18 protein-coding genes are annotated in these 23,000 nt (G+C 61.4%); 14 read left to right on the top strand and 4 right to left on the bottom strand.

The annotated features are described in order from the left end of the window. Nucleotides 1-127 precede the first annotated feature (127 nt). The 3 genes from B4A39_RS04320 to hmpA all read left to right on the top strand — a co-directional run bounded on the left by B4A39_RS04320 (nt 128) and on the right by hmpA (nt 2,527). Nucleotides 128-817, top strand: a complete 690-nt coding sequence (locus tag B4A39_RS04320) for an alternative oxidase (RefSeq protein WP_292033691.1) — start codon at nt 128-130, stop codon at nt 815-817. 82 nt (nt 818-899) lie between these two features. Then, entirely contained in the window at nt 900-1,274 is a 375-nt protein-coding gene (locus tag B4A39_RS04315; protein ID WP_292033688.1) for a group III truncated hemoglobin, read from the top strand. A gap of 47 nt (nt 1,275-1,321) precedes the next feature. Next, nucleotides 1,322-2,527 (top strand): NO-inducible flavohemoprotein, encoded by a 1,206-nt coding sequence (gene hmpA, locus B4A39_RS04310; protein ID WP_292033685.1) that lies wholly within the window; start codon nt 1,322-1,324, stop codon nt 2,525-2,527. A gap of 86 nt (nt 2,528-2,613) precedes the next feature. On the opposite strand, the gene B4A39_RS04305 is transcribed toward hmpA, so the two are convergent. After that, entirely contained in the window at nt 2,614-3,714 is a 1,101-nt protein-coding gene (locus B4A39_RS04305; protein WP_292033682.1) for an HPP family protein, read from the bottom strand. A 387-nt stretch (nt 3,715-4,101) separates the two neighbouring features. Here B4A39_RS04305 and B4A39_RS04300 point away from each other — a divergent pair, with 387 nt between their 5' ends. From B4A39_RS04300 to B4A39_RS04275, 6 genes are all read left to right on the top strand, one after another. Beyond that, nucleotides 4,102-5,541, top strand: coding sequence for an IS1182 family transposase (locus tag B4A39_RS04300; protein WP_292033679.1), 1,440 nt, complete (start codon nt 4,102-4,104; stop codon nt 5,539-5,541). A 527-nt stretch (nt 5,542-6,068) separates the two neighbouring features. Next, nucleotides 6,069-7,613 (top strand): type I restriction-modification system subunit M, encoded by a 1,545-nt coding sequence (locus B4A39_RS04295; protein WP_292033676.1) that lies wholly within the window; start codon nt 6,069-6,071, stop codon nt 7,611-7,613. Further along, nucleotides 7,610-8,758, top strand: a complete 1,149-nt coding sequence (locus B4A39_RS04290; RefSeq protein WP_292033673.1) for a restriction endonuclease subunit S — start codon at nt 7,610-7,612, stop codon at nt 8,756-8,758. The genes B4A39_RS04295 and B4A39_RS04290 overlap by 4 nt, the downstream gene beginning before the upstream one ends. After that, nucleotides 8,755-9,912: an AAA family ATPase gene (locus B4A39_RS04285; protein ID WP_292033670.1), complete on the top strand. Its 1,158-nt coding sequence runs from the start codon at nt 8,755-8,757 to the stop codon at nt 9,910-9,912. The genes B4A39_RS04290 and B4A39_RS04285 overlap by 4 nt, the downstream gene beginning before the upstream one ends. After that, nucleotides 9,905-13,006: an HsdR family type I site-specific deoxyribonuclease gene (locus tag B4A39_RS04280; RefSeq protein WP_292033667.1), complete on the top strand. Its 3,102-nt coding sequence runs from the start codon at nt 9,905-9,907 to the stop codon at nt 13,004-13,006. Before B4A39_RS04285 ends, B4A39_RS04280 begins: the two co-directional genes overlap by 8 nt. Nucleotides 13,007-13,121: 115 nt before the next feature. Next, nucleotides 13,122-13,361, top strand: a complete 240-nt coding sequence (locus B4A39_RS04275) for a hypothetical protein (protein ID WP_292033666.1) — start codon at nt 13,122-13,124, stop codon at nt 13,359-13,361. Between the two features lie 101 nt (nt 13,362-13,462). On the opposite strand, the gene B4A39_RS16430 is transcribed toward B4A39_RS04275, so the two are convergent. The 3 genes from B4A39_RS16430 to B4A39_RS04265 all read right to left on the bottom strand — a co-directional run bounded on the left by B4A39_RS16430 (nt 13,463) and on the right by B4A39_RS04265 (nt 16,229). After that, nucleotides 13,463-13,747 carry a DUF4160 domain-containing protein gene (locus B4A39_RS16430; protein ID WP_409449560.1) on the bottom strand — a complete coding sequence of 95 codons (285 nt, stop codon included), beginning with the start codon at nt 13,745-13,747 and terminating at the stop codon, nt 13,463-13,465. Between the two features lie 515 nt (nt 13,748-14,262). Next, on the bottom strand, nt 14,263-15,240 hold the full coding sequence (locus tag B4A39_RS04270; protein WP_292033663.1) for a DUF4268 domain-containing protein: 978 nt from the start codon (nt 15,238-15,240) through the stop codon (nt 14,263-14,265). Then, nucleotides 15,237-16,229 carry a DUF3883 domain-containing protein gene (locus B4A39_RS04265; RefSeq protein WP_292033661.1) on the bottom strand — a complete coding sequence of 331 codons (993 nt, stop codon included), beginning with the start codon at nt 16,227-16,229 and terminating at the stop codon, nt 15,237-15,239. The genes B4A39_RS04270 and B4A39_RS04265 overlap by 4 nt, the downstream gene beginning before the upstream one ends. A gap of 507 nt (nt 16,230-16,736) precedes the next feature. Between B4A39_RS04265 and B4A39_RS04260 the strand changes: the two genes are divergently transcribed. The 5 genes from B4A39_RS04260 (at nt 16,737) to B4A39_RS04240 (ending at nt 22,984) form a co-directional block, all read left to right on the top strand. Next, nucleotides 16,737-17,375 carry a hypothetical protein gene (locus tag B4A39_RS04260; protein WP_292033658.1) on the top strand — a complete coding sequence of 213 codons (639 nt, stop codon included), beginning with the start codon at nt 16,737-16,739 and terminating at the stop codon, nt 17,373-17,375. After that, nucleotides 17,372-18,403 (top strand): hypothetical protein, encoded by a 1,032-nt coding sequence (locus B4A39_RS04255; RefSeq protein ID WP_292033655.1) that lies wholly within the window; start codon nt 17,372-17,374, stop codon nt 18,401-18,403. The genes B4A39_RS04260 and B4A39_RS04255 overlap by 4 nt, the downstream gene beginning before the upstream one ends. A gap of 550 nt (nt 18,404-18,953) precedes the next feature. Beyond that, nucleotides 18,954-19,412: a hypothetical protein gene (locus tag B4A39_RS04250; protein WP_292033653.1), complete on the top strand. Its 459-nt coding sequence runs from the start codon at nt 18,954-18,956 to the stop codon at nt 19,410-19,412. Between the two features lie 9 nt (nt 19,413-19,421). Further along, entirely contained in the window at nt 19,422-20,957 is a 1,536-nt protein-coding gene (locus tag B4A39_RS04245) for a hypothetical protein (RefSeq protein WP_292033651.1), read from the top strand. Next, nucleotides 20,957-22,984 (top strand): hypothetical protein, encoded by a 2,028-nt coding sequence (locus B4A39_RS04240; protein ID WP_292033650.1) that lies wholly within the window; start codon nt 20,957-20,959, stop codon nt 22,982-22,984. Before B4A39_RS04245 ends, B4A39_RS04240 begins: the two co-directional genes overlap by 1 nt. Nucleotides 22,985-23,000: the final 16 nt, after the last annotated feature.

Here is a 23,000-nt window from a genome sequence, read left to right as displayed (position 1 = left end):
GCCTCCGGGATTCCCCTTAGGGACAAGACCGGAATATCGACGACGATCGCCCCCTTCTACACCGTCTTCAACTTCAAACGCCGCCCAACGCGGCCCGGAGGTCTCCCCGACCTCAAGGAACCAGGCCATGACTGCTCCTCTCGTTGATCTCTCGGTCCATCATCGGCCCAAGGGTATCTCGGACAGGGTCGCGTTCAGCTTCACCAAGCTGCTGCGTTTCTGCGCCGACACCTTTTTCGCCAAGCGGTACGGTCACCGCGCCGTGGTGTTGGAGACTGTCGCCGCCGTGCCGGGAATGGTCGGCGCCACCATCAATCACCTGACCTGCCTGCGCCGGATGTGCGACGATAAGGGCTGGATCAAAACGCTGATGGACGAAGCCGAAAACGAGCGTATGCACCTGATGACCTTCATTGAGATCTCCAAGCCCACGCTGTTCGAACGCTTCGTCATCGTCTCGGTGCAATGGGTCTTCTATCTCTTCTTCTTCGGTCTGTATCTCGTGTCCTCGAAGACGGCTCACCGCGTAGTTGGCTATTTCGAGGAGGAAGCCGTAACCAGCTACACCCACTATCTCGCCGAGATCGATGAGGGGCGTTCACCTAATGTGGCGGCTCCCGAGATCGCCAAGCGCTACTGGGGTTTGGCGGATACAGCGACCCTGCGCGACGTGGTTCTGGTCGTGCGGGCCGACGAAGCCCACCACCGCGACGTCAATCACGGCTATGCCAACGAACTCGGCGGACTTCCCATCCAGGCGGTCGCCCCCTGCCCGCCGCACGTCACGCTCGAACCGACGTGGAAGACGGCCGCTTGAGCGATCCCGTGAGTACGCCGAGACAGCCATGATCTCATCCCCGCGCGTGGGTCCTGGCGTTGCCGTAGGCGTCACGGAATCGATGATCCGCGACCTTGTCCACCGCTTCTATGCCGAGGTTCGGATTGATCCGCTCCTCGGCCCGATCTTCGACCGGGCGATTGGCGGGGCTTGGGACGAGCACCTGAACAAGCTGTGGGACTTCTGGTCGTCCGTGCTGTTGATGACCGGCCGATTTAAAGGGACTCCGATGGCGGTTCATGTCGGCATCCTCGATATCGGCGCTCCACATTTCCAGCGCTGGCTGGACATCTTCGAGCGGGTTGCTCTCGAGGTCTGCCCACCCAACGCGGCGGCGCTGTTTGTCGGCAAATCTCGAATGATCGCCCAGAGCCTCCAGCTTGGGATCGCCGTCCAGCGCGGTGGGCCTCCCGGTTCAAATTTCCCAAACACCTAGCCCGCCCTTCTTCTCCCCCTTCACATCACCTCGTCCAGGAGACTCTGATGGCCCAAGCCCTCAGTGAGCGCACCATCGCGCTTGTCAAAGCTACCGTTCCCGCTCTCGAAGCCCACGGGCTCGAAATCGTCCACGAGATGTATTCGCGGATGTTCCAGAACGCCGAGATTCGCGACCTGTTCAACCAGTCCCACCATGGCGACAGCGGCTCGCAGCCGCGCGCCCTGACCGGCGCGATCTTGGCCTACGCCAACAACATCGAGAACCTCGGCGCCCTTGCGGCTGCGGTTGAACGCATCGCCCAGAAGCACGTCGGGCTGCAGATCCAGCCTGATCACTATCCGCACGTCGCAGACGCTCTCCTGGGCGCCATCGCTCATGTCCTGGGCGACGCTGCAACCGAGGAGATCCTGAACGCCTGGGGCGAAGCCTACTGGTTCCTGGCCAACATCCTGATCACCCGCGAAGCCGCCATATATGAAGACTTGGGGACAGCCAAAGGCGGCTGGAACGGCTGGCGCGCGTTCGAGGTGGTCGAGGTGCGTCCGGAAAGTTCGGTCATCACCTCCTTCATGCTGAAGCCGGTCGATGGCGGCCCGGTGCTGCGTCACCGTCCGGGCCAGTATCTGACCTTCTGGTTCGACATTCCCGGTCATGCTCCGGTGAAGCGCAACTACTCCATATCCTGCGCACCGAACGACGAAACCTATCGCATCACTGTCAAGCGCGAGGCGCAGGGTTTGGCATCGGGCTGGCTGCATGACAACGCCCGTCCTGGCATAGTGCTGAAGGTCGGCGCGCCTGCGGGCGACTTCTTCCTGTCCGAAGAACCGCAAAGCCCGGTCGTCCTGCTATCCGGCGGGGTGGGCTTGACCCCAATGGTCTCCATGCTGGAGACGATCGTGGCGCAACATCCTCAGACCGAGGTCCACTACGTCCATGGCGCGCACGACGCCGAGACCCATGCCATGGGTGATCACGTTCGTCGCTTGACGGCTGCTCACCCGAGGGCGCTCAGCACCGTATTTTACGAAATGATCGCGGCGAATGATGCCGGAAACTTTGATCACCAGGGCGTGATTTCCGGCGCCTGGCTGACCGAGCACACTCCGGTCCAGGAGGCGGACTATTATCTCTGCGGTCCTCGGCCCTTCCTGCGTGCCCTCGTGCTGGACCTGCAAACAGCCGGGGTTTCGGCAGACCGCATTCACTATGAGTTTTTCGGCCCCGCTGATGAAAGCCTCGCGGCCTGACCAAAACGACCAGCCTGTATACTATCGATGTCTGGCGGAAAGAACCGCCAGACATCGGAACCGTCCAGTCAGACCTCCGCGGAGTTTCAGGCGGCCTTTGCCGATACGACAGCTTCGACGACGTGCGCGCGATAGAGAACGGCCAGCAAATCCGTCTGAGTGATGATGCCGACCAACACGCGATCTTCATCGATGACCAGGGCTTCATGCATCGCGCCGCTCGACAGAGCGGGCAGGAGTTCTTCGATCGGAGTCTGCAGGCCCACGGTGGCGACGACGGGATCCAATAGCTCGCCCACCGGCGAAACACCGCCAGCGAGCAGTTCGGCACGCCGAATGAGACCAACTACCCGTCCGCGCGCATCGATGACGGGAGCGGTCCTGAGATCGTGGGCCTGAAGCTTGGCCAATGCGATGTCGGCGGCCTGGCTGACGACCAACGAAATAACATCGCGCGACATGATGTCGGCGCAGGGAATGGCCCCATGGAGCCGGCGATGCGCCTGAACTTCAACATTGCGGAAGACCGCGTCGAGATCGTTGTGATTCACGTCCAGCAACTCGCCGTAGTGAGCGAGCGCCTGGTCGAGGTCCGCACGGGTATAGCCAAACCGCTCGAAGGGCGGGTTATCGCCGGTGCGGTGAGGGCTGACGATCTGATCGATGCGACGGGGGTAGGCATGGCCGGTAACCCGTCCATAGAGGCTTCCTGCCATCACGAGCAGGATCGAACACAATCCAACCGGCACAAAGGGGTAGTCCAGTCCGAGCGGCGACGACGACGACATGGCGAGCGCTGCGCCAAGGGCCATGGCGCCGCCGGGCGGATGCAGACAGCCCAACAGGCTCATGGCGAGGATGGCGATGCCGACGGCTGCGACCGAGGCCAGCAGCGGATCAGGAATAATGAAACCGAAAGCCAGGCCCACGATGGCCGACAACATGTTCCCGCCGATGACAGCGCGGGGCTGCGCCAATGGGCTGGCTGGCAACGCGAAAACGAGGACGGCCGAGGCGCCGATTGGCGCGGCCAGCAGCGGCGAAAAGGAAATCCGGCCCTCGATCACACAGCGGGCGAGCACGCCGCAGGTCGCGATCCCGATGGCCGCCCCAAGACTGGATCGGACGGCTTCGGTCCGAGGGACCGACAGGCCCGCGACAAAGAAATTTTTAAAACCGGGAAACACGGCCGACTTGTGTCGGAGTAAGGCTAGGGCCTCAAGACAAATGTCCTGCCGCCTAACGACAGAATTTCTCACATCACCGAAAGCGGACATGGCCCCCGTCGCAGCGAAGTCTGACCCGGTCGTTCGATCGAGCATGTTCGCGCGGCTGGCCGGCTCGGCGATGGCGGGCCGGAACGGTCGAATGGTGGATTCTCAGATTGCAAATTGGGTTTTTGGTAGGCCAGGATCCAACGTACAACCACGACCACGCGATACCACTTATCCATCCGCCCCGGAACGGAAAGAACACCGACATGGTCCAAGAGCCCACATCCGTACGAGGCTGTGTAAAAACGTCTTGGTATGGAGCGAATTAGCTTAGCCTTCTGAGGTCAGCAGGAGGTGGGTATGAGCCGCTTCGTTCAGGGTGCAGATCGCCGGAAGCAGACGCTGCTTCCCGAGTGTCTTGATGACTATGTGGCCGAGGATAATCCGGTCCGGGTGGTCGATGTCTTCGTCGACGAGCTGGATCTGAAGGGGCTGGGGTTTGAGGGGATGACGCCCGCAGCGACGGGACGGCCCGCTTACCACCCGGCCATGCTGCTGAAGCTCTACGTCTACGGCTACCTGAACAAGGTGCAGTCGAGCCGGCGACTGGAGCGTGAGGCGCAGCGCAACGTCGAACTGATGTGGCTAACGGGGCGGCTGGCGCCGGACCACAAGACCATCGCCGACTTCCGCCGCGAGAATGGCCCTGCGATCCAGGCGGCCTGTGCGCAGTTCGTGGTGCTGTGCCGACAGTTGGGCCTGTTCGGATCGGCCCTCGTCGCCATCGACGGTTCGAAGTTCAAGGCGGTGAACACCCGCGACAAGAACTTCACCGCCTACAAGGTGAAGCGGCGGATCGAGCAGGTTGCCGAGCACATCGCCAGCTACCTCGAGGACCTCGATACGGCCGATCGGCACGAGGGGGATGGCGTGGAGGCACGGTCGGTGAGGCTGGTCGAGAAGATCGATCGCCTTCGCGCCCAGATGGCGATGCTGAAGGTCATGGAGGCTGAGGTCGAGGCGTCGCCGGACGGCCAGGTGTCCCTGACCGTTCCCGACGCCCGCGCCATGGCGACGTCAGGCCGGGGGAGCGGCATCGTCGGCTACAACGTCCAATCCGCCGTCGAGGGCGAGCATCACCTGATCGTCGCCCACGAGGTGGTGATGACCGGCTCGGACAAGCAACAGCTGGCGAACATGGCGGGTCAGGCCAAGGAGGCCATGGGCGTGGAGAGGCTCGATGTGCTGGCGGACCGGGGCTACTTCTCCGGCGAAGAAATCCTGGCCTGTGAGGCCCTGGGCGCGACGCCCTTCGTGCCAAAGACGCTGACGTCAGGCGCAAAGGCGAATGGGCGCTTCGGCAAGCAGGACTTCGTCTATCTGCCAGATCAAGACGTCTACCGTTGCCCGGCCGGCTCCCTGCTTCCGTACCACATGACCGTCGTCGAAAGAGGCATGACGCTGCATCGGTACTGGGATCGGGCCAGTTGCACAGGCTGTAGCATCAAGGCTCAGTGCACGCCTGCGGTCGAACAAAAGGTCACGCGGTGGGAGCATGAAGCGGTGATCGATGCCCTTCAAACCCGAATGGACCTGAGGCCCAGAGCCATGCGTGAACGACGAAGCCTGGTCGAACACCCGTTCGGCACCATTAAGGCCTGGATGGGCCACTCCCACTTCCTGATGAAGCGGTTGCCCAACGTGAAGACCGAGATCAGCCTCCACATCCTGGCCTACAATATGAAGCGGGTGATGGCGGTGATGGGAACCAGGCCGTTGATGGAGGCGATCCGGGCCTGAGCACGAGGCGTCCTGCGCTTCGTCTCAACCTCCGCCCCGCCGTCGCTCAGCACGTTTTTACACGGCCTCAGTCATGAGCGGACACACCCGCCGGGCCATACCCTGCTCTTCTGCGCCTCACGGCCATTCCGTGAACTCACATTTCCAGTCCGATCCCGTAAAAGCCGCTGATCTGCACAACACCCAGCCGACCCACGGCCAAGGCTGACGCTCCCCAAGACCCTCTCCAACACGGGCATCCGCAAATGGCGTTTCAGCGGTGGCGGCCCGCGACCCACCAGGGAAATCCCGGCGTTGTTTGCTGGCCGAGACCTCGTCGAGGTATCCATCCGCGATCGCTATGCGCTTGACCGCACCCCCAGATCGACATTTATCAAAATACCCTTGCAGCGATGGGGCCGTCCACAGATGACACCACCCATGCGACAGAGAGATCAAGGCGTTGCCTGTAGGTTGGGAAGCGGGCCAGAATGTTGGCTCAGGCGCATGGCAAAGGCTTTGCTCGGTAAATTTAGGGGATCATGAGAGTGACAGGCCAACAGCAGCGCGACGAATTGCACCGGAAAATCTGGGCGATTGCCAATGAGGTCAGGGGCGCGGTCGATGGCTGGGATTTCAAGCAGTTCGTGCTGGGCGCACTGTTCTACCGCTTCATCAGCGAGAATTTCACCAGCTACATCGAAGCAGGTGACGAGAGCGTCAGCTATGCCAATCTGCCCGACAGCGCCATTCCCGACGCGGTCAAAGCCGATGCAGTCAAGACCAAGGGCTATTTCATCTATCCCAGCCAGCTCTTCGCCAATGTCGCGGCCAAGGCCAATACCAACGAAAGCCTGAACACCGACCTTGCCGCCACCTTCAGGGCGATTGAAGCTTCGGCAAACGGCCACCCTTCGGAAGAGGACATCAAGGGCCTGTTTTCTGATTTTGACACCACCAGCAACCGGCTGGGCAACACAGTGAAGGACAAGAATTCCCGGCTGGCTAAGGTGCTGAAAGGCGTCGAGGACCTGCCGCTCAAGTTCGAGGAAAACGAAAACGATCTCTTCGGTGATGCCTACGAGTTCCTGATCTCCAACTACGCGGCCAATGCGGGCAAATCGGGCGGTGAGTTTTTCACCCCGCAACATGTTTCGAAGCTTATCGCCCAACTGGCTGTGCACGGGCAGAGCAGCGTCAATAAGATTTACGATCCAGCCGCCGGTTCCGGTTCGTTGCTGTTGCAGGCCAAGAAGCACTGCGGCGATCACTTCATCGAAGAGGGGTTCTTCGGGCAGGAGATCAACTACACCACCTACAACCTTGCCCGCATGAACATGTTCCTGCACAATGTAAACTACGACAAGTTCAACATTCAGAACGGCAACACGCTGGAACATCCGCACTTTCTGGATGAACGGCCCTTCGATGCCATCGTTTCGAACCCGCCCTATTCGGTGCGGTGGAAGGGGGACGAAGACCCCACCCTGATCAATGATGACCGCTTTGCGCCCGCAGGCGTGCTCGCGCCAAAGTCAAAGGCGGATTTCGCGTTTGTCCTGCACGCGCTGCATTATCTTTCAGCCAAGGGGCGCGCGGCGATTGTGTGCTTTCCGGGCATTTTCTATCGCGGCGGCGCAGAGCAGAAAATCCGCAAATATCTGATCGACAGCAATGTTGTGGAAACGGTGATAGCGCTCGCGCCAAATCTGTTTTTCGGCACTACGATTGCGGTGACGATTCTGGTGCTGGCCAAGAACAAGCCCGACACCAAGGTGCAGTTCATCGATGCCAGCGGTGAAGGTTTCTTCGCCAAAAAGACCAATACCAACGAGATGAGCGACGATCACGTTGCCGAGATTATCCGCTTGTTCGCCAGCAAGCAGAACGTGCCGCATGTCGCCGAAACGGTGGACCAGCAGCGCCTCATCGATGCGGATTACAACCTTTCGGTCAGCGCCTATATCGAGCCGAAGGACACTCGCGATCAGGTGATCATTGCCGACTTGAATGCGGATCTGAAAACCACTGTGGCTAGGATTGACCGGCTGCGCAGCGAGATTGATGCGATTGTTACGGAGATCGAAGCGTGAGCGATGTGGGCTTTCTGGGAAAGCTGCTTGATGGGGCTGGGGTTGAGTGGATACTGCTGCGTGACATCTCGACTGTCTTGCGCGGTAAGAGGCTTACCAAGAGCAACCTATCAGACAATTCGAAGTTTCCAGTTTATCACGGCGGCCTGGCCCCCCTCGGATTTTATGGGCAGTCAAATCGACCCGCAAACTCCACGATGATTATCAATGTGGGCGCTTCGGCTGGAACCGTAGGATATAGTGAAGGTGAGTTCTGGTCTTCTGATGGATGTTACTGCATTGCTCATTCTGAATCCTTAAACAGCAGGTATTTGTTTCACTTTCTCCGTAACGTTGAGCCTCATATAAAAGGCAAAGTCCGGTACGCAGGAATTCCCACCCTTGATGCAATCGTCTTAGAACGCCTCGCAATCCCCATCCCCTGCCCGGACGAACCGGAGAAGTCGCTGGCGATACAGCGGGAGATTGTCCGGATATTGGACACCTTCACTGAGTTGACCGCCGAGTTGACCGCCGAGCTTGCGACGCGAAAAAAACAATACAACCACTACCGCGACCAGCTCCTGACCTTTGAAGATGGTGAGGTCGAGTGGATGCAGTTGGGGGAACTAACCCGCATCAAGACTGGGCAGTCGGTCAATAAGAATATGATCGCCGATAATCCCGGCCAGTATCCTGTTATCAATAGTGGTCGCGACCCACTCGGCTTTCTTGACGATTGGAATACCGAAGAAGATCCAATCGGAATCACCAGCCGAGGTGCAGGTGTAGGATCGGTCACTTGGCAAGAGGGCAGGTATTTTCGGGGAAACCTGAACTATTCAGTGACCATAAGATCTACGGATGATTTGAATGTGAATTTTCTCTATCACACTCTTGAGCAGTTCCAGTCTGAGATAAGGGGTCTATGCACTTTTGATGGCATCCCTGCGTTGAATGCTGTCAATCTGAAGAAGCTTCGCATTCCTGTCCCGGCACTCGCTGAACAAGCTCGTATCGCCACGATCCTCGACAAGTTCGATACGCTCACGACCTCGCTTAGTGAAGGCCTGCCGCGCGAAATCGCGCTGCGGCAACAGCAATATGAAAAGTACCGCGACCTGCTCCTAAGCTTCCCAAGGCCAGCAGAGAGCTCTGAAGCGTGAGCCAGACCCTCGAACAGATTGCCCAAACGCTTCACGCGACGGACAAGAAGGTCCAGCTGATCTACGCCTTCAATGGCACCGGCAAAACCCGCCTTTCTAGCGCATTGAAAGAGCTGATCGATCCCAAAACAGAGGAACGCGAAGACGATCGTCGACCCAAGACACTTTATTACAACGCATTCACCGAAGACCTGTTTTATTGGGACAACGACCTGACCGGCGACGTGGAGCGCAAGCTCAAGATTCACCCCAATGCCTACACAAAGTCGGCATTCGAGGATTTGGGCCTAGATGTCAGCGTCATCACGACATTCCAGCGCTATACCCGACAAAACCTTTCGCCCCGCTTCAGTAACGATTTTCTAGCAGTGACCTTTTCGCTGGAACGCGGCGATAATGAAGGGATCGCAAATCTCAAGATTTCTAAGGGTGAAGAAAGCAATTTTATTTGGAGCGTCTTCTTCTGCCTGCTTGATCAAGCAATCAGCGCCCGCAACGTGATTGGGGTGGAGGACCGAGAAACGCAGCTATTCAATGATCTTCAATATGTTTTCATCGATGACCCGGTCAGCTCCCTCGATGAAAACCACCTGATCCAGCTAGCGGTCGATGTCGCCGACCTAATCAGGAAAAGCGATAACGGAAATGGCCTGAAATTTGTCATCACCACACACAACCCGCTTTTTTACAATGTTCTGCACAATGAGCTGAAGTTGAATCAGGCAGGAAAAAGAGAGGGCTGCCGTCTGCTGGAACAACTGGAAGATGGCACCTTTAAGCTGGACATCAGGCATGGGGATTCGAACAGGAGCTTTTCGTATCACCTGTATTTGCGTAGGATGCTTGCCGAAGCCATCGAGCGGAACACAATCGAGCGCTTTCACTTCATGTTTTTGCGCAATCTTTACGAGAAAACAGCAGCTTTCCTGGGCTATCGAGAATGGGGCGATTTGCTCAACACCGTGCCCGGGGCGGATGCACCAGGAGCAAAGCAGGGCTATTTGAATAGGGTAATGCAGTTCTCCAGCCATTCAACGCTTTCAGGGGAGCAAGTCCGCGAACCAACAGAGCCGGAAAAGCAGACGGTCAAGCTTCTTTACGATAACCTGATCAACAATTACGGCTTCGTGCAGCGGGAAGCGCAGAATGGTTGAGCAGACCAAGCCCATTGTGGAATCGAACAATTTTATCGTTCTCGACAAATACACCAGCGATTGGGCCGCCGCGGACCACTACCAGAGCGAGGCCGAGCTTGAGCGCGAGCTGATCAAGGACCTTAGCAATCAGGGCTACGAGTGCCTGCCCGCATCAACCTCGCCCGAAACCATGCTGGCCAATGTTCGTGTGCGGCTGGAAGACCTGAACAACGTGCGCTTTTCGGATGAGGAATGGCAGCGTTTTGTTAGCACCTATCTAGACAATCCGAGTGACGGGATCATCGATAAGACCCGCAAGGTCCACGATGACTACATCCACGATTTCGTATTCGATGATGGCCGCATCCAGAACATTAGCCTTTTCGACAAGTCCAACATCGCGCGCAACAAGCTGGAAGTGATCAAGCAGTTTGAGCAGACCGGGCTGCACCCTAATCGCTATGATGTGACGATCCTAGTCAATGGCTTACCATTGGTGCAAATCGAGCTGAAAAAGCGTGGTGTGGCGATCCGCGAGGCGTTCAACCAAATACACCGCTACAGCAAGGAAAGCTTCAACAGCGACAATTCGCTGTTCAAGTTTCTCCAACTATTCGTGATCTCGAACGGCACCGACACGCGCTACTTTGCCAACACGACCAATCGCAACAAGAACAGCTTCGACTTCACCATGAACTGGGCGAAGGCGGATAACGGGCTCATCAGGGACCTCAAGGATTTTACAGCTACCTTCCTTGAAAGGACCACGCTGCTAAACGTGCTGCTGCATTATTCGGTATTTGATGTGAGCGATACGCTGCTGGTAATGCGTCCCTATCAGATTGCCGCCACCGAGCGAATCCTCTGGAAGATCAAAAGCTCCAACAACGCAAAGAGCTGGAGCAAGCCGGAAAGCGGCGGCTTCATCTGGCACACTACCGGATCAGGCAAGACGCTTACCAGCTTCAAAGCGGCGCGGTTGGCGACCGAGCTGGACTTCATCGACAAGGTGTTCTTCGTGGTCGACCGCAAGGACCTCGATTATCAGACGATGAAGGAATATCAGCGCTTCTCGCCCGATAGCGTCAACGGCTCTGAAAACACTGCAGCGCTGAAGCGAAACCTGGCCAAGAACGATCAGAAGATCATCGTTACCACGATCCAGAAGCTGAACAATCTGATGAAGAGCGAAGGCGATCTGCCCGTGTATGGCCAGCAGGTTGTCTTCATTTTCGACGAATGCCACCGCAGCCAGTTTGGCGAGGCGCAAGCGAACCTCAAACGGAAATTCAAACGGTTCTATCAGTTTGGCTTCACCGGTACGCCGATTTTCCCTGAGAACGCCTCAGGTTCAGAAACCACTTCAAGCGTGTTTGGCACAGAGCTGCATTCCTACGTCATCACCGACGCCATTCGCGATGAGAAGGTGCTGAAGTTCAAAGTCGATTACAATGACGTGAGGCCAAGGTTCAGAGCAATTGAGAAGGAGCAGAATGAGGCCAAGCTCAGCGCAGCTGAGAACAGGAAGGTTCTGTTGCACCCTGAGCGGATCAAGGAGATATCGGAGTATATTCTGACTAACTTTCGCCAGAAGACGCATCGGGCAAATCCCGGAGGGCGGGGCTTCAACGCGATGTTTGCGGTCAGCAGCGTCGATTCCGCAAAACTCTATTACGAGACATTGAGCAAGCTCCAAGATGGCAGCGAAAAACCCATCAAAATCGCGACCATTTTTTCATTTGCGGCAAACGAAGAGCAGAACGCTATCGGCGAAATCCGCGATGAGAGTTTCGATGTGTCAGCGATGGATAGCACTGGGAAGGAATTCCTGAACGCCGTGATCCGAGACTACAACACAATGTTCCACACAAGCTTCAGCACGGACGGGAACGGCCTCCAAAACTATTACCGCGACCTGGCCAATCGTGTGAAGTCGCAGGAAGTCGATTTGCTAATCGTGGTCGGTATGTTTCTGACCGGCTTTGATGCGCCCTCGCTCAACACGCTCTTTGTCGATAAGAACTTGCGGTATCACGGCCTGATTCAAGCCTATTCTCGCACCAATCGAATCTTCGATGCGACCAAGACATTCGGCAACATCGTGGCGTTTCGGGATTTGGAGCAGGCCACGATTGACGCGATCACCTTGTTTGGCGACAGCAACACGAAGAACGTGCTGCTTGAGAAAAGCTACAAGGAATACATGGAAGGCTTCACGGACAATGTGTCTGGAGCGACCGGCCGGGGTTTCAAGACTATTCTGGCCGAGTTGGAGCATGGATTCCCCGAACCAAGCGAGATTGCGAAAGAAGCTGACAAAAAGGCATTTGCAAAGCTGTTCGGAGAGTTCCTCAGGGCTGAAAATGTGCTCCAAAACTTCGACGAGTATGTTGCACTCAAGGCGTTTCAAAATCTCGACCAAGGCGAACTAGGGGCGGTTGAGGCCTTCAAGGCCGCGCATCACCTGGATGATGCAGAAGTCAAAGGCCTAGAGTCGATCGCACTTCCATCCGAACGACTGATCCAAGACTACAAGTCGGCCTATAACGATATCCGCGACTGGTTAAGGCGCGAGAAAGCGGCGGTTCAGACCGAAGAAAGTACCCTTGATTGGGACGATGTGGTCTTCGAAGTGGACCTTCTGAAATCTAAAGAAATAAATCTAGATTATATTCTGGAACTTATTTTCGAGAAGAACCGAAGTTCTGACAGCAAGGCTGATCTAATCGAGGAAGCTCGTCGGCTCATTCGTGCGAGCTTAGGCAATCGCGCAAAAGAGAGTCTGATCGTCGATTTCATCAATGGCACTGACTTTGATGAGATGGACGGCAAATCGGAGATCATGGAAGCTTTCTACGACTTTGCCCGGCGGGAGCAGCGCCGCGAATTTGATCAGCTTGTTGAGTCGGAAAATCTGAACCTCGAAGCGGCAAGGCGCTATGTGGCTAACTCAGTCAGGCGCGAGCTAGTGAGCGAGAATGGCCACGACCTGAACGACATCCTGCCCAAGATGAGTCCACTCAACCCTTCTTACCTCACCAAAAAGGCAACGGTCTTCCAACAGGTCTCGGATTTCGTCGCGAAGTTCAAGGGTGTCGGCGGGCAAATCTGATCCCGTTGTCAGGGAAACTGACCTGCCCCTGAGATTTTCCTCCAGCGTTGTCAGCTTAACTGGCCAAGATCGAAAAACCCCCTCCCCGACCCTATCTAGGCGGCAGCCGCCGACCATGCCCATCAGCCTCAGCGCGGAACTTGCGAAGGGTGGGGCGGCTGATGAGATGCCGTTGGTTGTAAAAGGAATTGTAGACCAACATCTCGAAGCGACCTATCAGACTGCGCTCAACGCCTCCTCAGATACCGATAGCCTGAGCGCGTCTCAGGTTGAATGGATCGCTTCTCGACTGATCCCGGTCGTCTACGTCGCGCTTTTGCTGATCGTGAAAACGAACTTGGGCTCGACTACGTGAAAGGCCTCAACTAACGGGCTGCAGACGCAGTCGCTTGGTAAAGTGCGATTTTCCGAATGTGCACTGAGATCGCGTTTGGGCATAACCCAGAGAAACTCTCTCTAACGCCAATCCGCCGGGGCTACGAACTCGCCCACGGTGCGGCCTGTCGGGCGAGTCTTGTTGCACAACGCCGCGATCGCGACTCTGTATGTTAGCCACCACTGCGCGACCGTGCGGTCTTTAACTGCGAGAGAAGCGTTGCCGTCGAGGCGAAGGCCCGTCTGAATAGCAAAGTTTGCACTCGAACCGTCGTAAGAAACCCTAAAATGGGGCGGTGGATGTTCATCAGAAAACACCTCAAGCTTTACCCGTTTGGACGATCCAAGGGTTGGCGTGCGCACCATGTGTTCGAGCAGCAGCTGAGGCAGTCTCTCGATGGCGGCGTCATGAGCTAGGTTGAGCGATCGTTCCAGGGGGTTGAGCGTGATTGTGACTTGATGACTACCACTTTCCAACGGACATCATCCTTGCACCACGGACGACAAAATGGTCGTGCGGCTCCCAACTCGTCTTAATCACGACGCGCTCCACTTCTCCGAGAGCGCTCCGAACAAACTTTTCTGCGGACCCAGGCGAGGTCGCAAGCACGAGAAAATACTCTACACTGAACCCTCCACCGACGGCCTCAGTGGTGACTTCAACGGTAAATCCCTTGTCCATCGCTTAGTCCTTCGAATTCTAGCTATCTGGAAACAGCATCGACACCAGTGTGAAAGTCCCCGACTGCACTAATCGCCTTCACGCACGCCCTTGCGTAAAAAAATTGCAGCACCGAGCGTCAGACGCTTGATGACGACGACATTCGCCGCTGTCTTCTAGCGCCCGAAGGTCAGTCATGACGTTAGGGCGCGCGCCTCCATCATTCAGCTATTTCAGGCCCGAGGCGCCGCACACGTATACTGAACACGCGATGCAGGTCGTTCAGGCGATCGGCAAGCCAGGCGTGCTGGCGGCCCCAATCGCCCTCATCTTCGGGATCGAGATCGTTGAGATAGACAGCTACCCGCGCGTCGCGCTTGGTCGGCAACTCCTCCCACATCAGAGGGTAGCCAAGCTCGGCCTCGATCATCTCAGCCTGCTGCTGCAGCAGGCCAAAGAACAGCTTGGCTTGATCGCCGGCAATGTAGAGTTCGCCGCGGATCTGCCGTTTGGGCCGAATCATGACTGCGCCCAGGTTGAAGCCGGTTCGACCGATGGGATAGGCCATCCAGGACTGGGCTTGAGGTTTTCGGTCGCCCGAAATCCGTCCGTTCTTCTGGTTCAGCGCGGCATGCAGGCCCGCCCAATACCCCTTTTGCGTCAGCCGCACCTCGGAAAGCTCGGCGTCGTCGATGGCGCGGGCCGCATGGGCCACGGCCTTAGACCAGTTGTTGGGCTTGGAGATGATGTTGAACTTAGGCGCGGCCAGCGAGTCGCCGATGCGCCACAGCTCGACTTCGAGGCCGAAGAACCGAAAGTCGCCGTCGGTGATCCTGTTGAGCCAGTCAAGCGTGGAGCGATGCTCCTCGGTGAAGCGCGCCGCGATCCAGACGATGGTCACCGCCTCCAGCCCGGAGGCGTAGGTCATCAACTGGCCGAGGTGGGTGTGGTCGGTGCGTTCCAACTGGTTTTCGACGAGCACCCACGAGTCGGTTCCCAGGTCTTTGCACAGGATGTCGGCGCGGAATGGCCCGACCGGCTTTTCCTGCGCCTCCAGCTCCAGATCGATGCCAAGCGCTTCGCCGAGCAGCTTCAAGTTGTCCTCGCGGGCCAGCCACGGGGTGAAATCGATGGCTTCGCTCAGCCAAATATCGCGCAGCTCGACGCGTTCAAGCCGCCCCAACCGATCCTGGCTCAAACCTCATCTCCCTTTTCAGTCTCGTGGCGGTCGTCGGCCGTTGGCGCAAAGGCCACGGCCATGACGCTCGGGCGCGCGCTCCAATCGCCGGCGGCAAGCGTGGCGGCGGGGTTCCGCAGCAACTGCAGTTTGGGACGGGCGGTGTAGCAGTCGGCCACTAGACAGAGCCAATAGTCGTCGCCGTGGGCGTGGGCCGCGGCCCACTCGTTGGCGGTCAGTTCCACCCCGGTGAAGGCCGCCGCCACCGTCCCCTTAACCTCGACCCGCTGCAGGCGGCCGGCGGCATCGACATAGTCGATGTCCCACCCCGGCGTCTCGCCGATCGCGGCGCGGTGCACGCAAAGCCCGCCGCTCGCCTGCAGGTAGGTCAGCGCCACCGCCTCGGCCCAGTCGCCCACGGCCTTGGCCTGTCGGCTGCGGCGTTCGCCGCCGCGGCCGCCCTGACCGTTGCGGCGCGGCCCGGCCCGTTTGGGCGGCACGATCAGCTCGGCCGTCTCAATCGCCGCTGCGACCGGCGGCGCGATGGGGGCCGCTAGGGGCGCTGAGATGGGGGCTGAGGTCGACCCTGGGCTCGGCGCCGCAACCAGGACCGGCGTCAATCCGGCGACGGCGAGGATGCCGGTGTAGACCTGGAGATCGAGCCGGCGCACGCCGTCGCGCCAGAGGTTAACAGGAATGATCTCGCGGTTTTGGCCGTCAACCTTGGCCGGCACGGGGGCGGCGAACTTTTGGTAGTCGTCGATGGCGCAGTACCAGGCGCCCGGCCGGTCGGGATCGGGCCAGATGTCGCCGATGCGGCCGGCGCCGAAATATTCCGCCGGGCCCCGTTTGCCGCCTGGGCGATGCACGCCGCGGTAATAGACGAAGGGCGCGCCGGTCACGATCTTGCCGCGATACTTTGACGGATAGTGGTAGTGGACGCCCTCGACGTCGTCCCATTGATGCGCCGGGTTCGCCACCACGGCGTTGTGCACCAAAACGAGCGCCATGCGCTTCCCCCTCGTTCGGAGAGCGCCCCCCGCCCTCGCCTCAAGCATCACGGTATCATGCCGCGGCGAGGCGTCCCAGACGGACTCGAAAGGAGACGCCGCTATGGGCCACCACGTGCTGACGCGGACCTTCAGAAGCGCCTGGCCTATCGCGACGCGCAGACCGCGCTTAGGGAGCGGCTCGCCGACCGAGCCGCCCGACATCAGCAGGCGCAGGCGATCCGCGCCTATGTCGCCGCCGCGGTCGTTTCGGCGGCGGCAGCCGCGGCGGACTACGGCGCCTGGCGGATCTGGGCCCTGGCGCGAGCGTCGGTGCCATTCAAGCGGCTGCCGCCGCTAGACGCCTGGACGTGGCCCGGCCTGTGACGGGGGAGACGAACCGGGCGCGTCTAACAGATCTTATGCCGCCTGGGCCGCAGCCCCGCCCGAGCGGCGCCCGGTTGCGCCCCCGCGAATCCCCGTTATGGCGAAGGTTCGACACGTCCTGATCGTCGAGGGGGAGAGAAGATGGACCTGGGCTATCAAAGGCAAGCCGTCGCCGAATGGCGCGACCGGCAGATGACGGCCGCGGCGGCGCTGTTCAACTTGAAGGCCGTCGACGCCCGCGCGGCCTTTGACCGCGATCTTCACGACGCCACCGCCCGCGACGCCTTCTTCCCGTCGGCCTTGGCCACGACCCGCATCGACGCCCTGATGACGGCGGCCTTGGACCAGGCTCTGCCGGACTTCTTGTCTGCGGCCGCGCAAGAGCTGGTCGCCATCTCCGAGCGCCTCACGACGCTGTCCCAGGGCCTTGGCGACGCCAAGCTCGATCTTCCGAGCGCCGCTTCGGCGACGCTCGAGGCCGCCTCGGCGCCGGCGAGCGAAGAAACCCCGCCGCCCCCCGCCGCCACGCCTCCGGCCGCCTGGCTCACGGACCTGCCGGGCCGGCTGCGCAAGCAGGCGGCGGGGGTGATCGACAGCGCCGGCGCGGCGGCGGACCAGCTCGTCAATGAAAGGCTGAAGCTGGTCGACCGTCTGCGCACGGCCGCGGCCAAGCGGATCGAACGGGCCTGGATGAACGACGAGGCGGGCTGTGACCCGCTCTCGCAGCTGATCGGCCTGATCGACGAAACCGCCCACGCCAGCCGGGTCAGCCTGTCATGATCGCCGGGGCCATCGGCGGGCTCTTGCTGCGGGAGATTCCCGGCCCTCTTTTGCTCGGCCTGGCGACCGGCGAGTACCGTCTCTTTGGATCGACGATCCGCCAGGCCGCCAACGGCCGGATCGTCAGTTTTCTGCAAGAAGCGGCGCCGCGCGCGCTGCAGACACAAAATCCCGTCCTTGCCTCGGTCAGCATCGCCGCCGACCTCGGTCAGTTAGTCCAGGGCGAGCTCATTCGCGCCGGGGTCAAGCGATTGGAGGCCGGCATGGCCGTGCTGAAAACCCTGGGGGCGGCGAACCTCGCCGTCAGCACCGCCGGTCTCGGCGTGTCCCTGGTCGGCTTCGCCGTCATGTCGGCGCGGATCGAGGCGGTGCGCAAAGCGGTCGACGCGCTGTCAGACCAGATCGCCGACGTCGGCAGCAAGATCGACCAAATTCAGCAAGACGCGGTCGATCTCGAGTTCGTCGAAATCCAGGCGCTGGCGCGCAGCGCGGACGAGGCGTGGCGCCTGTCGGACGCCGCCGCGGAAAGCCGCTGGCGAGAGGTGGCGCGCGCCGCGCTGCACCACCAGGCGCGCTTTGAACTGCGGGCCGATCGCATGCTCGCCGGCGACGCCCGACGTTATGCGCTCGCCGATCCCTTTTTGGACGCCTTGGCGCTCACCGCCGCCCTTCGCGTCTCGGCCCTGATCGCCGGCAACGAGACCCAGGCCGCCCGCGAGGCGGCGGCCGACGGCGCCCGAAGCTTGGAGCGGCTGACCGGCGGTCTCGGCCTGGCCGATCTCAGCCGGATCGAACAAAGGAAGAGCGATGCGCCGCCCGGCACGCGCCAATGGGCTCTGGTGCAAGCCCGCGCCAACGAGGCGGTGCGCGACACGGTGCGCAAAATGCGCCAGCGCGAGGCCGCCGCCCTAACCCGCGCAGCGCCCCTGGCGGACCTCGAGCAGAGGGGCGTCACGCCCCGCGACTGGCTGGCGCAGGTGCGCGCCGAAACCGAAACGCCCGTCTTGGTGATGCTCGCCGACCGCTGACGCGCAGGGTGGGCGGCGAGCCCCTCGAAGGAACCTCGATTTTTAGGGGTCGCGCGGCGCCGCGTTCCATGGCTTGATCGCTTGTCACGGCTCAAGCCTGGCCGGGCGGTTCGGTTGCGGCGTCCAGCGCCCCCCCTTGTCGGGCCCGCGCCCGAGCCGCCCCTTTTTTGAGGCCGGGCGGCCGCCCTTGTCGCCGAACGCGGCTCTGTTTCATCCGGCGACGGCGCGTCGAAAGCCTGCCCTGATCGTTCGCGAAGCCGCCGTCTGGAAGCGGGGGACCTTCATCCCGCTGTGACCAAGGACCGCCCGCTGCGGAAGACAGCGCCCCTGCCCGGACAGCCGTCTGCGCCCCTCCGACAGGCCCCGAAACCGTGGACAAGTTTAAAAGAACATTGATCGTCGCGATAACGCCAAGCTAAGACTTTACAGCGAAGCTTTCGTCGCGGCCGCGCTAAGAACGCCGCAATTTCAAGAGGATCTTGAGCTGTCCATGGCGTTTCGTCTCTCTCTTCCGACGCTCCTTTGTTCCGCGGCGCTCGCGTCCTTCGGCTTGGCGGCCTGCAACAAGCCCGAGGCGCCGCCCGCTTCTGAAGCGGCCGAGGCCAACGCCGACAGCCGCCTGGCCGCGATCGACGACAGTCTGGCGCGCATGAACTACGGCGAAGCCGCCCGCCTGGCCGCTGAGGCGCAAGCGCAATACCCCGGCGACGCCCGCCTGCACGCCGCCGCCGCCCGCGCCCAGGCGCGCCTCGGCGACGCGGAAGCGTCCGCCGCCGCCCTGCAGCGCGCGGTCGCCGCTGGCCTGCCCGACGTCGCCGCCCTTCTCGCGGACCCCGCCTTTGACACGGTGCGCGACCATCAGGCGCTCGCCGCCTACCGCCCGCGCCGGGCGGGCAAGGCGCCCGCTGCGCCGACCAGCCGCATCCGCGCCGGCGACGTGGAGATCATCGAAAGCGCCGATGGCGACGTCATCCGCGCCGGCGACGTCGTCCTCGACACCCGTCCCTAAGAGTTTCTCATGACTTTCAAAACCTCCTGCTTCGCCGCCGTGGCCCTGGCGGCGATCAGCTCCGTCGCCTTCGCCCAAGTGTCCAACGTCGTCTCCGGCAGCGGCTCCGCGCCGGTCACCCGCGACGCGAACGCCGTGCGGGCCCAGGCCGAAGCCCTGGCCAAGGCCGATGTGGTCCGCGCCTTCGCCCGCCAGGTCCTCGGCGCCGAACGCATGGGCGAACTGACGCCGGAGATGGTCGATCAGTTGGCGGTCCAGATCCGCAACGACATGATCGTCGATCGCTCCTCCGAACGGGTCGGCAACGCCTTCAACGTCACCCTGTCGGCCAGCATCGACCGTCAATGGTTCCAAAGCGCTCTGGATGATCTGGGCCTCGCCTCCTCCTCGCGCCGCGGCGGCGGTCAACAGCAACGCATCGTGGTCATGATCGACGAGGCCATCGGCGTGGCGCCGGACTTCAGCCAACCGGCCGAGATCGTCACCGAATATGATCGCGACAGCGGCTCCGCCTTCAGCGACAAATCGGCCCTGGCCTACAGCAACCGCGAACGCTCCGGGTCGTCGTCCTCGTCCGCCTCGGGCCAATCCTCGCAAGGCCGTTACGCCGGCGCGGCAAGCGGTCGGGGCGGGTCGGTCGCCGTCAGCGGATCGGGCAGAAGCTCCAGCGCCCAGCGCTCGCGTTCGTCCTCCGCCTCCTCCAGCGACACCGCGCTGATCGACCGCACCAATATCGAGGCCAGCACCCATGACGACGTGCGCTTCCGTCAGCGCATCACCTTCCAGTCGGCCGCTAACAGCGCCACCGGCCGCGCGGCCGTCTCGGCTCTGACCGAAGGCCTGGTCAACTACGACATCGGCACCGCCAGCGTCACGCCGCTGATGGCGGCTTTCCAACCCGGGCCGACCCCGCTGTTCACCGAGCTGCAAGCCAGCGGCAAGCTGAACGCCTTCTTCCAGTACGCCCAAAGCCAGTCGGCGCCCTTCTTCATGTCGGGCGCCCTGGAGATCAATCATGGCGGCCGCCACCCCGCGACCGGCGAGGTCGAATGCACCGGCGCCTTCAACGCCGACGCCTACAGCACCGCCACCGGCCAGAACGTCGGCTCCGCCTTCCGCGAGGCGACCGGCGTCGGCCGCAACAGTTCCGACTGCGAAAACCGCCTGACTGCGGTTCTGGCCAGCCAGGTCGCGGCCGCCCTCGGCCCGCAGATCCAACGCGAATGGCGCAATGTCAGTCGCGCTCAAACCTCAGCCGTCCAGTCCGCGTCGGCCCCTGCCGAATACACCCTGACGGTGCGCGGAAACGACCTGAACATGGGCGTTCAGGCCGATCTCCTGGACGCGCTCGGCGCCATCCCAGGCGTCGATCAGCATGCCTTCCTTGGACAGGACGCGCGTCAGATCAACATCCACGTCAAATATTCGGGGTCCACGCCGCTGCACCTGGCCCTGTTCCAACGCCTGCGCGGCAACCCCGCCTTCGCCGCCATGCAGTCGCAAATGGCGCCCCAGCAGGTCATCCTCTGCCTGAACGGCTGCTAATGTCGCGCCTCGCGTCTTGGCTCCTGGCCGCAGCCGTCGCCGCGCCGACCGTCGCGTCGGCCGGCGAGAGCGGTCTTCGCCTTCACCCGATCCCAGGTCTGTTCGGGCCCGAGGACTCCGCCTGCGGAACCTCGGGCCGAACGGACAATCTGATTTCACCGGCTCTGTGCGACAAGCTCGCGCCGATCGACCGGCGCCAGTACTGGGGCCAGCGCTTCGACGCCCTGATCGCCGACCGCTTCGGCGAGGACCAGGTGGCGCGCGACCTCTCGACCCCGCCGCCTTCAGGGATGACGCGCGAGACCCTCATGTCGCGCACCCTGGTCGCCTCCCTGCATGTGTCGCGCGCCGATCTATGGACCGTGCCGCGTCCCAGCGTGGTCGAGGCCCATATGCCCATCACGGCGACCCTGCTGATGACCAATGTCCTGACCGGCGAGGTCATGTTCGCCCATACGGTCTCGACCAACGTCCAGGGCCTGATGGGGCGCAACACCTATCAGGCGGAAGCGGCGGCTCAGTTCGACCAGCATTTCGACGCCGCCCTGGTCCGCCTCGTCGATGAGGCCAAGGCCCGCTTCCAGCCGAACACGGTCACGGCCCAGGTCCGCGGTCGTAACGGCGACCTCTATATCGTCGACGCCGGCCTGCAGAAGGGCTTGCGGCCGGGCGACCAGATCGGCGCCGACGCCCGCGTGGTCTTCGCCGACGCCCACTACGCCCTGGTGGCCCCGGTTCTGGATACGCTCAGCGTGGGGCAGAGCCTGTCGCGCTATGTGGCCCAACCCCTCGATGCCCTGACCCGTCCCTCCCTGCTGGTGGTGGTGGCGGACACCGCGCCCGACGTTCCGCCCGGTTACGCCGCCGCCATCATGGAAGAAGCCTTGGCCGCCGCCGGCGGCTTCGCCCTCATGCCGATCAATCCCGCGGCGTCCGCCATCCGCGCGCCGCAGCTGACCGCCGCGGGCGTCGAAAGCCGTCCGCCGGCCCTGCCCGACTACTTTCTGCGCCTCACCGTCGCACCGCTAGAGCCTTTGCAAGCGCCCACCAATGTGCCCAGCGTCGAGCGCCGCGTTCAAGACGCCCGGGTTTTCCTCGAGGTGATTGATCATGACGGCCGCGTGGTCTTCGCCGTCGAAGGCAAGGACCAGCAGATCGACGAGATCACCGACGGCATGGCGCCGTCGACCGCTCAGCGCCGGGATGTGGCCGTCCGCAACGCCATGCGACAGGCCGCTCAGGTCCTCAAAGCCGGCTTCACGCCGTCTCGCGTACGACTGGCGGTCGCTTCGGCCGACGACGGCGAGGTCGTGATCACCGACCCGGCCGGCGCCCTCGGTCTGGGCCAGAACGCCCACGTCGTGCGCGCCATCGGCCGGGTCTCCGGCGTTCAGGGCGAGGTCTGGGCGCCGGTGGCGGCGTTGGAAGTCGTCGAATTCGGCGACGGCGTCGCCAAGGCGCGACAATCCGGCGTCGAGGTCGCCCGGGTGCGCCGAGGCGATCAAGTCGTTCAGGACACGGTCGGCTCGCTATCCGCATCGCGTTTCCGCTACGCCCCCTGCGCGACCGCCGTCGCCTTTCGCGGCGCGGAACAGCCTCTGTTCCAGGCCCTCAGCTTCAATCGCTTCGCCGCGGGCTTCCCCGGCGCGGTCCAGGCGTCGCGCTTCGCCGAGGAAGCTGCGCCTCTGGCGCTCGCGTCGCTCTCTCCGGACTACCGCGAGGTCAAGGCTCTGACGGCTCGCCCCGCCGACCTCTGCTTCGAAGCGGTTCACAATCTGACGCAGACTGGGCAGAAGCGCTCGGGTCAGAGCTTCGTCCAGAACACCTATGACCTGACGGTCGGCTATGTTCTGAAGCGGAACGATCAAAGGGTCGGCGCCCAAGGCCTGCAGCAGACGCTCACGGCCACCGCTGTGCCTGCAGACGCTGACGCCCAACATCATAATTCATCAGTGCAGGTCGATCTGGCCGACTTCGCCTCGGACCTCGCCCTGCGCGCGGCCAAGGCCCTGACCCCCGCCCCCTAAACCCAAACCTCACTTG

This window comes from Brevundimonas sp. UBA4553, assembly GCF_002387245.1.
Taxonomy (GTDB): domain Bacteria; phylum Pseudomonadota; class Alphaproteobacteria; order Caulobacterales; family Caulobacteraceae; genus Brevundimonas.
This window is presented reverse-complemented; position numbering and strand designations above follow the sequence as displayed.